Consider the following 10,636-nt stretch of genomic DNA (forward strand, 5'->3'; position numbering starts at 1 on the left):
GGGCAGGTCACGCAAGGGTTTCTTTTTGGTTGGCATACATGCACCTCTTACTCATGTTATGCCCGAACACAAAATTTCTGACACCCTCAGGCGCTTCGGCTTCGACCCGGACGAGGAGCCGAGTCGATGACCCGCCTCGCCCTCTGCCTCCTGCTGCTGGCCACCGGCGCCAGCGCAGAACAACTCACCGACGACATCAAGGTCGTTCACGACCAGAAGCGCGGCGCGACCTGCTGGGTGCTGTACGGCAGCTATGGCAGCCAGCAAGCGATCTTCTGCATCCCCGACAGCCAGCTGCAGGCCGGCAACGAGCGCCAGCTCTCCCCGCACGAAACCCAACCAGAACCTACACCTGCTGCCGCGCCGGCGGCCTGGAATGATGAGAGGTATCAGCTGTGACCGCCCAACAACTCGAACTGAAGCGTGGCCGCACTTACCGCGGCAAGAAGCCATCCTGCGTCCGCAGCTGCGGCCTGGTGAACGACCGCACCGTCATCTACATCGGCATTGACGAGGTCCAGTACGACGGTCCGTCCGTGGCGCCGGGAAGGAACTATCCGCGCGTTCCGATCAGCAAGTTCCTGGAATGGGCAGGCCATGATGTGACCGATGACCTGCCACCCGGTGAGTACGCATCCTGGCCACCAGCCAAGCAGGTGGCGCCATGACCTGCACCTGCCCATCCGGCGACGGCTCACTGCGCTGGCCGTGCCCGGTTCATCCGCCGAAGGAGGAACGCAAATGATCGCCCTCGCCTACATGGCCTACCTGATCTATCGGGGGCCGCGATGAGAATTCACCAGGTCGACATTCAGCAGGAGGCCGCATGGGCTACATCAACCCGCTACTGAAACTGCCAGCGGGCCGGGCCCTGCTGAAACTCCCCGCAGAGGATAGGGCGAGGATCGAAGCAGTACTTCGCGAACTGCGCGCCCAGGCTGACGCTGAGGCCGAAAACTCATGGCTTCGACGCAAAGGCCCAATGGCCGCATACTGGCGCGCCGTCTCCACCTACGCCCGTCACCTAGCCCACGCGCTTTCACGCAACGCCCAGTCCTAACCCCTCCCCCTACTACTCAAGCCCGCCGACATGCGCGGGCGAGGATACCTCTATGTCCGCAACCAACCGATTCCACCAGGTCGCCAACGATGCCTTGGTGATGATCAGCGAGAACCTTCAGCCAGGCGCCAAGCTGGCCCTGGTGATCTACACCCCAGGCGAGCCGGAACTGGACATCGTCCTGAAGGACAACGGCCTGGACGTCGACGAGGTGGTCAGCACGCTGCGCCGTCGCGGCGGGCTTGGCCTTGACGGAGACAACGCCTACAAGCGGGAGTCTGCGACGTGATCGTTGGCTCCTTGGCGTGCGGCAAGCAGAACAACAACCCGCCGCCAGCCGGCCATTGGGGGCAGCAGTTCTGGGATATTGGCCGGGCCGAGGGAGAACTGCAGGATGAGCTGGCCAAGGCCCTGCGCATTGTGCGCAAGGAGCTGGACGCCTGCCAGCGAGTGATCCACTACGCCGGAGGCTTCACGCCCGCCTACGTCGAAGACGCCCAAGCAGCCATCAAGGTTGCTGATGCTGTGCTCTCGAAGATCCCGGCCTGACCACCAACCTGCCGCCACCGGCGGCGTGGAGACCATCCCATGGAAACCGAAAGCACCGGTGACGTCGACAAGGTCACCGAAAAACGAATGGCCGAGCTGATCGGCTGCACAAAGCGCGCCTTGGAACACCGGCGCCAGGAGGGAAAAATTCCCGAAGGCGTCTGGATGAAGCACGGCGGCCGGATCATCTACAGCAAGAAGAGGTACGACGAATGGCTGGAAAGCCAATGGATTTACCCAGAGGGGTCGAAATCTTCCGCGGCTCCCTCCGCATACGTTTCACATGGGATGGTGTCCGTCGATGTGAAACGCTCCCCTATCCCCCGTCACAAAAAGGGATCAAGGCTGCATCCAGCCTTCGCGATCAGGTAACCAGCCTGAACCGGCTCGGCCTGCTGGACCAGGAGAAGTACGCCGAGCTCTTCCCCGGGTCCCAGACCGTGGTGGGCGGAAAACCGACATTCGGCGAGTACGCCCAGCTCTGGCTCGACAGCCGCGAGATCACCCAGGGCACACACAACAACTACAAGAGCGCACTGGCCCTGTACTGGGTGCCTCGGCTGGCCCTGGTGCGGATCGACCTGATCACAACCACCATGATACGCCGCATCATCACTGAAACCGAATGGACGTCGGCGAACGTCAAGCGCAACGCGATCACAAGGCTGTCGACGATCCTGGCCGGCGCAATGCGTGACGGCCTGCTGAGCAAGAATCCGGCGGAGGTGATCGATCTGCCGAAGCGGTCACGCAAGGAAATCGACCCGTTCAGCCTTGAGGAGGCAAACGCGATCATCGCCAAGCTTTATGAGCACAAACACTGGCCAAGCCGGATTTACGCCGCGCTTTTCGAGTTCATGTTCTTCACGGGGCTGCGTCTCTCCGAGGCGTTAGCCGTGCGGTGGGAGGTGATCGACGAGGAGAAAAGGACAGTTCACGTCAGGAGGACCATCGCCCTGGGCGAGGTGGAGGAAAGGACGAAGACAGGAAGGGACAGGTTTGTTCTGTTGAACGAGAGGGCTTTGCGAGCGCTGCAGTACGCTAGGGAGTACGCCGAGCGGCGCAAGCAAGGAAATGGGGTGGCGGCCAACACGCCCTACGTGTTCCCCCCATCAAAAGGGAGCGAGTACGTGAAACAGACGTCCGACCTGCACAAGCAGTGGGTGCCGGTGCTGAATGACCTGGGGATCAGGAGGAGACCCCCATACAACTGTCGTCACACCTATGCGACAATATGCTTAATGTCTGGCCTCAACCCCGCATTTATCGCCCAACAGCTGGGTCACAGCGTGCAAATGCTGCTGTCGACGTATGCCCGTTGGCTCAACTCAAGCTCCGACTGGAGCGAGCTGGAAAAGCTCAAGATTGGTATCAAATCGGTATCAGCCGAGAATCCAGCCGCGTAAGTTACTGATAGGTAAGCGCTTTGATCTCCACCGCTAATATCACCATGCAGTTCGGCTCCAAGCCCCTGTTCGAAAACGTCTCGGTCAAATTCAACAACGGCAACCGCTACGGCCTGATCGGCGCCAACGGTTGCGGCAAGTCGACCTTCATGAAGATCCTCGGTGGCGACCTGGAGCCATCCGGCGGCCAGGTGATGCTCGAGCCCAACACCCGCCTGGGCAAGCTGCGCCAGGATCAGTTCGCCTATGAAGAATTCACCGTGATCGACACGGTGATCATGGGCCACGAGCAGCTGTGGAAGGTCAAGGCTGAACGCGACCGCATCTACTCCCTGCCGGAGATGACCGAGGAAGACGGCATGGCCGTCGCCGAGCTGGAAACCGAATTCGCCGAGATGGACGGCTACACCGCCGAGTCCCGTGCCGGCGAGCTGCTGCTGGGCCTGGGCATTCCGCTGGAGCAGCACTTCGGCCCGATGAGCGAAGTCGCTCCCGGCTGGAAGCTGCGCGTGCTGCTGGCCCAGGCGCTGTTCTCCGATCCGGACGTGCTGCTGCTCGACGAGCCGACCAACCACCTGGACATCAACACCATCCGCTGGCTGGAAACCATCCTCACCGCGCGCAACAGCACCATGGTGATCATTTCCCACGACCGCCACTTCCTCAACAGCGTCTGCACCCACATGGCCGACCTGGACTACGGCGAGCTGCGCCTGTTCCCAGGCAACTACGACGAATACATGACCGCGGCTACCCAGGCCCGCGAGCAACTGCTGTCGGACAACGCCAAGAAGAAAGCCCAGATCGCCGAGCTGCAGACCTTCGTCAGCCGCTTCTCGGCCAACGCCTCGAAAGCCAAGCAGGCCACTTCGCGCGCCAAGCAGATCGACAAGATCCAGCTGGCCGAGGTCAAGCCGTCGAGCCGGGTCAGCCCGTTCATCCGCTTCGAGCAGACCAAGAAACTGCACCGCCAGGCGGTCACCGTCGAGAAGATGGCCAAGGCCTTCGATGACAAGGTGCTGTTCAAGGACTTCAGCTTCACCATCGAAGCCGGCGAGCGCGTGGCCATCATCGGCCCCAACGGCATCGGCAAGACCACCCTGCTGCGCACCCTGGTCGGTGAAATGACCCCGGACAAGGGCGAAGTGAAGTGGACCGACAGTGCCGAGGTGGGTTACTACGCCCAGGACCACGCCCACGACTTCGAAGACGACATGACCCTGTTCGACTGGATGGGCCAGTGGACCAGCGGCGAGCAAGTGATCCGCGGCACCCTGGGGCGCATGCTGTTCTCCAACGACGAGATCCTCAAGTCGGTGAAGGTGATTTCCGGTGGTGAGCAGGGCCGCATGCTGTTCGGCAAGCTGATCCTGCAAAAACCCAACGTGCTGGTGATGGACGAACCGACCAACCACCTGGACATGGAATCGATCGAGGCGCTGAACCTGGCGCTGGAGAACTATCCGGGCACCCTGCTGTTCGTCAGCCACGACCGTGAGTTCGTGTCGTCGCTGGCCACCCGCATCATCGAGCTGACAGCCGATGGCGTGGTGGACTTCAGCGGGACCTATGACGACTACCTGCGCAGTCAGGGCGTGGTGGTCTGAGCCAACGCTGAGTAACCTTCATCGCGGGGCAAGTCGCGGCGGTACGCCGATGCGACTTGCCCCGCGACACGTTTAATTAGTTAGCCTGCTTTCTTTTCCGTCGCGCGGCAGCCATGATGGGCACAGCCCCACCGCCCGCCCGCGAACGAGCCCATGACCGCGCCACACGCCTCCAGCGTCACCCTGCAGATTCTCTCGATCGTCCTCTACACCTTCATCGCCTTCCTCTGCATCGGCCTGCCGATCGCGGTGCTGCCTGGCCATGTGCACGACCAGCTGGGCTTCGGCGCGGTGATCGCCGGCCTGACCATCGGCCTGCAGTACCTGGCCACCCTGCTCAGCCGGCCCTTCGCCGGGCGGGTGGCGGACACCCTTGGCGGCAAGCGCGCGATCCGCTACGGCCTGTACGGCATCGCCGGCTGCGGTGTGCTGACCCTGCTGTCGGCCTGGGCCCTCGCCCTGCCCTGGCTGAGCCTGGCGCTGCTGTTGGGCGGCCGGCTGTTGCTGGGCATCGCCCAAGGGCTGATCGGCGTCGCGACGCTGAGCTGGGGCATCGGCCAGGTGGGAGCGGAACATACCGCGCGGGTCATCTCCTGGAACGGCATCGCCTCCTATGGCGCCATCGCCATTGGCGCGCCCGCTGGCGTGCTACTGGTGGACGGCCTGAGCTTTGCCGTGCTCGGGCCTGCACTGCTGGGCCTGGCGCTGCTGGCCCTGCTGGTGCTGCGTACGCGGCCGGACGTGGTGGTGGTGCGCGGCGAACGGTTGCCGTTCTGGTCGGCGTTCGGCCGCGTGGCACCTTGTGGCGTGGGATTGACCTTGGCGTCGATCGGTTATGGCACCCTGACCACCTTCGTCACCCTGTATTACCTCGAGCGCGGCTGGGTCGGCGCCGCCTGGTGCCTGAGCGCCTTCGGCCTGTGCTTCATCCTCTCGCGACTGCTGTTCGTCAATGCGGTCAACCGCTACGGCGGCTACAACGTGGCCATCGCCTGCATGGCCACCGAGGTGCTCGGGCTGAGCCTGCTGTGGCTGGCGCCGTCGCCGTTGTGGGCGATGGTTGGCGCCGGGCTGACCGGCTTCGGCTTGTCGTTGGTGTACCCGGCCCTGGGCGTCGAGGCGATCCGCCAGGTCCCCAGCAGCAGCCGTGGCGCCGGGCTGGGCGCCTACGCGGTGTTCTTCGACCTGGCGCTGGCCATCGCGGGCCCGGTGATGGGCGCGGTGGCGGTGCACCTGGGGTACGCTTCGATCTTCTGCGTCGCCGCCCTGCTCGCCCTGTCAGGGGGGGGCCTGACCCTGTTGTTGGCCCGCCGCGGCTGAACGCTCAGCGGGCTCCGGCGCGCCCAGAGCCTGGCTAAAGAAGGCGGTGGTCTCGCTGCGTAGCGAGCGGTGGATATGCTGACGGTCGACGCCCTCGGCGTCCTTGCACAGCACCGGCATGCGCTGATGCTGCTCATCGTCACAAGGGGCCATGAACACGAAGTGCCCGGCGCCGGCCAGCAGGCGGTAGTCGGGGGTGACCGGCAGCTTGCGCGCCAGGGCATCGGCATTGTGCTCCAACACCAGCAACTGGTCGTTGTCACCGCTGTAGATCAGCGCCGGCACCTGCACGCCGGCCAATGCGTGACGACCGAACATCAAGCTCAGCGGCGCCATCAGCATCACCGCGCCCACCCGGGGATCGGCGCGGGGCGCCAGCTCGCTGTGGTCGGCGATCAGCACGCCATGGGTCTTGCAGGCGTCGGTGTCGGTGGGGCGTTGCTCGCAATAGCGGCGCAGGCGTTCGAGGTCGGGCCGTGCGCCGGACAGGATCAGTGCGGTCTCGCCGCCGGCGGAATAGCCAATCACCCCGACCTTGCCGTCATTCAGATACGGCGCGAGCAGCCTGTCGTTGCGCGCCGCGGTGATCGCGGCGCTGATTTGCAGTGGCCGGCCATAGAGGTTGCTGAGGGTACCCAGGCGGCTATGGTCACGGTTGTTGTCCCCGGGGTGGACCACCGCCACCACCACGAAACCCTGGCGAGCCAAGCCATTGGCCAGGTCATGCAAGGCCATCGGGCTGCCGGTGTTGCCGTGGGAGATCACCAGCAGCGGGAACTGGCCCATGGCCACCGGCGCCTCTTCGGCGACACGGGTCTGGTAGCCCTCGATGCGCACCGGGCGCGCTTCGCCGCTGGAAGGATAGAACACCAGCGCCTGCATGGGCCGGGCGTCCACCGGGTCAGTGAGCGTCAGGCGGTGCAACCCGGCCACCCACGGCGCCGCGTCGGCGCGTGCCAGCAGGCCGCCGAGCAGCAACAGCGCCATCAGCATACGGGTTCGTTTCATCGCAGGGCACTCCTCGTCGCAAGGCACTGCGCAGCACTCGGGAATGGATGCCAGCATAGAACCCGTCTCGCAGCCAGCACATGAAAACTGGATGAAAAAAGCCGACTGGCGCGCTGGGCGGCAGTCGGCTTTGGTCAAGCAGTCGCAATCAGGCGGCGGCGAACAGCTCACCGGCAATTTGCGCCTGGGCGGCGTCGATGGCCTTGGCACGGTGCTCCGGACCATATGCCAGGCCATGGGCGCGGACGATTTCCAGGTCGGTGATGCCGATGAAGCCGAGGAACACCTTGAGGAAGTCCTCATGGCCGACACCGGTCGGCTGGCCCTGGTGCAGACCACCGGCGGTGGACACCAGGATCACCTTCTTGTCGCCGCACAGGCCTTCAGGGCCGGCCTCGGTGTAGCGGAAGGTCTTGCCGGCCACCGCCACGCGGTCGATCCACGCCTTGAGCTGGGTCGGCACGGTGAAGTTGTACATCGGCGCGCCGATCACAACAGCGTCGGCGGCGAGGAATTCTTCCAGGGTCTCGGCGCTCAGCTTGGCCTCGTGGGCCTGGGCGGCATCGCGCATCTCCTCCGGGGTGCCGGCGGCGACCAGGGTGGCGGCGGAGAAGTGGCTGATGGCATCGGCAGCCAAATCGCGGTAGACCACTTCGAGGCTCGGGTCGGCGGCTTTCCAGGCCTCGACCACTTCGCGGCTCAGCTGGCGGGAGGCGGAATTGTCGCCCAGGATGCTCGAATCGATATGCAACAGTTTCATGGGACTCTCCTGTGAATGAAGACCGCGGCGGTGGGCGATCACGATGGGAGCAATCCTATCGGCACATCGAATAGCTGATAAGTCGGTAAAAACGCGTTAGTTTGTTCCACTGATGGAACAATGAGACTGTCAAATGCAAGACCTCAACGACCTCTTCTACTTCGCCCGGGTGGTCGAAGCCGGTGGTTTCGCCGCCGCTGGGCGCCAGCTGGGCATCCCCAAGTCGCGCCTGTCGCGGCGCATCGCCGAGCTGGAGGAGCGCCTGGGCACCCGCCTGCTGCAGCGCACCACCCGGCAGCTCAAGCTCACCGCCGTGGGCGAGCGCTACCTGAACCATTGCCAGGCCATGCTGCTGGAGGCGGAGATGGCCGACGAGGTAGTGGCCAGCATGTCCAGCGAGCCCCGGGGTCGCCTGCGGGTGTCCTGCCCGGTGGCCCTCGCCCACGCCTTCCTGCCGGATGTGATCAGTCGCTTTCTCACCCAATACCCCCAGGTGCAGCTCGACATGGTGCTGCTCAACCGCCGGGTCGACTTGATCTCCGAGGGCATCGACGTCGCCCTGCGGGTACGCGACCTGGGCGACGAGGACCCGGCGCTGGTCACCCGGCGCCTGCGCCAGGCGCAGATGCAGCTGGTGGCCGCGCCGGGCTTCGCCGATCATATCCGCGAGCCCGCCGAGCTGGCGACCCTGCCGGTGCTCGGCGCGGCCGAAGCCGACCGCCTGGTGCACTTCCGTCTGCACGGGCCCCATGACCGTCAGGAGGAAGTCGCCCTGGAGCCGCGGCTGGCCATCGACGACTTTGTCGTGCGCAACGCCGCGGTACGTGCAGGGCTGGGCTTCACCGCCCTGCCGTCGATGTTCTGCGAGGAAGAACTGGCCCGTGGCGAACTGGTGCGCCTGCTGCCAGACTGGTCGCTGCCCGGCGGCTACCTGCAGGCGGTCTACCCGCACCGCCGGGGCCTGCTGCCAGCGGTACGCGCATGGATCGATCACCTGGCGGCTTCATTCGAAGCCTGTGGAGAGCGTTATGTCTGAGAAAAGGCTGTCCGAGGAGCAGGTGGCGGCGCTGTGCCTGGCCCTGCCTGGGGCGCGGGAAGACTACAAATGGGGCGGCATCCGGGTGTTCTCGGTGGCCGGCAACAAGATGTTCGCCGTGCAGGACCTGGGCGGCGCCGGCTTGTCGTTCAAGGTGGCCGACGAGCTGTTCCTCGGCTACTGCGACCGCCCCGGCATTCGCCCGGCGCCTTACCTGGCGCGGGCGAAGTGGATCAGCATGTTGCCGCCCTACCCGATGGGCCGCGACGAGCTGAGCGACCTGCTTAAGCGGTCGCACCAACTGGTGGTGCAGCGCTTGCCCAAACGTCAGCAGGCGGGGTTGCTGCTTGGGTCTACAAGCTGAGTGCGCATCGCAGCACCTTTATGCCTGAATGGGCGGCCCTTTGAGTTCGACGCGGTTGCCATCGGGGTCGTAACAGTACAGCGAGACACCCTCACCTTCAGCGCCGTAGCGTTTCTCTGCGGCCTCGACCCTTACCCCGGCCTCACGCAGCCGTGCGCTCAGCGACGGTTCGTCGAACGGCTCGATGCGCAGGCAGAAATGGTCGACATTGTGCCCGCTCGGGCCGGGCAGCGGGCCGCCCTGGCGCCCCAGCGGACCATCGACAGCCACCAGGTCGATCAGGCCGTCGCCGGCCCCCAGATGGATCATCCCCAGCGAATCCCTGCGTTTGCGCACCGGACAGCCAAGCAGTTCATGGTAGAAGGCCAGGCTGCGCTGCAGATCGCCGACGCGCAGGACCAAGTGGTCAATATGCAGGATGGTGAAAGCTGGCATGGCAGTGCTCCACGTTCAGGCTTTGTCTAGACCATAGCAGCGTCCCCGCCGGCTGACCTTAGGCCGACGCCGTCAATGGCCGACGGTAGGTCCGCCGCAGGTGCTGTGGGCCAAACGGCTCCTGACATGTCAGCCATCGCCCTGGAAGCGGCTCAACTATGTACCGCCTCAAGCCCTTCCCACTGTCCTTGAATGGTCGCTCCCCCTTATTGGAATGCGACCATGCACAGCCTCGATCCTCCCTACCACCAGCAACAGATCTTGCGCAGCCTGCCGGGCTGGACCAGGCATCTGCATCCAACCCACACTCAAAGGCTGTTGCGTCGGGCACACCGGGAACACATCAAGCCGGACGGACAGTTCGCGGACTGGTTCGTCCAGGCCTCGCCGGTCCGCCAGGCAGAACTGCGCGAGGCCATCAAGCAGCGAACGACCAGTAGCAAGGCACTGGCCAAGGCCTTACAGGCTCTGCGGGGCATCACCGAGTTCTGCGAACCTTTGCTGAAGGCGCGACTGGGCGTGCAGGTCTCCCTTACACAAGCGCAGTTCAACCGTCAGCCATTTACGCAGGGCCAGATGGGTGGGTTTCCCGATCCGGACGCATCCCATGTCATGCCCCGCCCGGTGATCCTGACCGAGCAACCGACCGGCGCCGCCACGCTCACCAGCCTGCTGGAAGCCGCTCTGCACAATTTCGAAGGCATGGCTGAGGTTGGCCCCTTCAGCACCTTGCAGCTCAGTGTCGAAGACACCACACCAATCCCTGGCTTGAGTACAAACGCTTTTGTCAGCCACTGCCGTGCACTCGACCTGGGCAAGCGCTATCAGCAGCACCTGCAAAGCCTCTATGGCGGCACGCGAAAGGCCGTGCTGCAACCGCTATGGAGCCAAGCGCGGCGCGATGAGCTTGCCGTGCAGGCGCTGATCGCCCATATGCGCAGACACCTGACGGATGAAGGCCTCCAGGCATTGCTCCAGCTCTGTACCACCGACCAAGCGCCAAGTTACGGGACGGCAACGGCCTCGGTGCTGACCTTGAGCATGCTGGGCACGCAATTGCACGACCTGTGGCTGTTGAAAGTAAACAGCCA

The 10,636-nt window shown here is 64.4% G+C and carries 12 protein-coding genes and 1 pseudogene; 10 read left to right on the forward strand and 3 right to left on the reverse strand.

Features of this window, described 5'->3' with window-relative positions; translation table 11 throughout:
* Positions 1-126: 126 nt before the first annotated feature.
* The 7 genes and pseudogenes from CC207_RS25575 to CC207_RS25605 all read left to right on the forward strand — a co-directional run bounded on the left by CC207_RS25575 (position 127) and on the right by CC207_RS25605 (position 5,942).
* Positions 127-399, forward strand: coding sequence for a hypothetical protein (locus CC207_RS25575; protein ID WP_069016654.1), 273 nt, complete (start codon positions 127-129; stop codon positions 397-399).
* Positions 396-668 carry a hypothetical protein gene (locus CC207_RS25580; protein ID WP_069016653.1) on the forward strand — a complete coding sequence of 91 codons (273 nt, stop codon included), beginning with the start codon at positions 396-398 and terminating at the stop codon, positions 666-668. The genes CC207_RS25575 and CC207_RS25580 overlap by 4 nt, the downstream gene beginning before the upstream one ends.
* Positions 669-1,112: 444 nt before the next feature.
* Positions 1,113-1,609 (forward strand): annotated as a pseudogene (locus CC207_RS25590) (hypothetical protein).
* Positions 1,610-1,648: 39 nt separating this feature from the next.
* A complete protein-coding gene (locus CC207_RS28115; protein WP_236248755.1) occupies positions 1,649-1,981 on the forward strand; it encodes a helix-turn-helix domain-containing protein in 333 nt (110 codons plus the stop codon).
* Positions 1,882-3,015 (forward strand): site-specific integrase, encoded by a 1,134-nt coding sequence (locus CC207_RS25595; protein WP_256582370.1) that lies wholly within the window; start codon positions 1,882-1,884, stop codon positions 3,013-3,015. Before CC207_RS28115 ends, CC207_RS25595 begins: the two co-directional genes overlap by 100 nt.
* A 20-nt stretch (positions 3,016-3,035) precedes the next feature.
* Entirely contained in the window at positions 3,036-4,622 is a 1,587-nt protein-coding gene (locus CC207_RS25600; protein ID WP_028691879.1) for an ABC-F family ATPase, read from the forward strand.
* A gap of 153 nt (positions 4,623-4,775) precedes the next feature.
* Positions 4,776-5,942: an MFS transporter gene (locus CC207_RS25605; protein ID WP_088853010.1), complete on the forward strand. Its 1,167-nt coding sequence runs from the start codon at positions 4,776-4,778 to the stop codon at positions 5,940-5,942.
* Here the strand turns inward: CC207_RS25605 and CC207_RS25610 are convergent.
* Positions 5,901-6,950, reverse strand: coding sequence for a dienelactone hydrolase (locus CC207_RS25610; protein WP_088853011.1), 1,050 nt, complete (start codon positions 6,948-6,950; stop codon positions 5,901-5,903). The genes CC207_RS25605 and CC207_RS25610 overlap by 42 nt on opposite strands.
* Before the next feature lie 148 nt (positions 6,951-7,098).
* Complete coding sequence (locus CC207_RS25615; protein WP_062363121.1) at positions 7,099-7,710, reverse strand: FMN-dependent NADH-azoreductase; 612 nt, start codon at positions 7,708-7,710, stop codon at positions 7,099-7,101.
* 133 nt (positions 7,711-7,843) lie between these two features.
* Between CC207_RS25615 and CC207_RS25620 the strand changes: the two genes are divergently transcribed.
* Together CC207_RS25620 and CC207_RS25625 are read left to right on the forward strand one after the other, a co-directional pair.
* The gene (locus CC207_RS25620; RefSeq protein ID WP_028691875.1) at positions 7,844-8,746 is read left to right on the forward strand and encodes a LysR substrate-binding domain-containing protein; all 903 of its coding nucleotides are present in this window, start codon (positions 7,844-7,846) and stop codon (positions 8,744-8,746) included.
* Positions 8,739-9,110: an MmcQ/YjbR family DNA-binding protein gene (locus CC207_RS25625; protein WP_028691874.1), complete on the forward strand. Its 372-nt coding sequence runs from the start codon at positions 8,739-8,741 to the stop codon at positions 9,108-9,110. The genes CC207_RS25620 and CC207_RS25625 overlap by 8 nt, the downstream gene beginning before the upstream one ends.
* 18 nt (positions 9,111-9,128) lie before the next feature.
* On the opposite strand, the gene CC207_RS25630 is transcribed toward CC207_RS25625, so the two are convergent.
* Positions 9,129-9,545, reverse strand: coding sequence for a VOC family protein (locus CC207_RS25630; protein WP_028691873.1), 417 nt, complete (start codon positions 9,543-9,545; stop codon positions 9,129-9,131).
* 222 nt (positions 9,546-9,767) lie between these two features.
* Here CC207_RS25630 and CC207_RS27090 point away from each other — a divergent pair.
* Positions 9,768-10,636, forward strand: an 869-nt coding sequence (locus CC207_RS27090) for a dermonecrotic toxin domain-containing protein (protein ID WP_371916522.1), incomplete at its 3' end; no start/stop codon positions are given.

This window comes from Pseudomonas sp. DrBHI1 (assembly GCF_002205115.1).
Classification (GTDB): Bacteria; Pseudomonadota; Gammaproteobacteria; order Pseudomonadales; family Pseudomonadaceae; genus Aquipseudomonas; species Aquipseudomonas mosselii.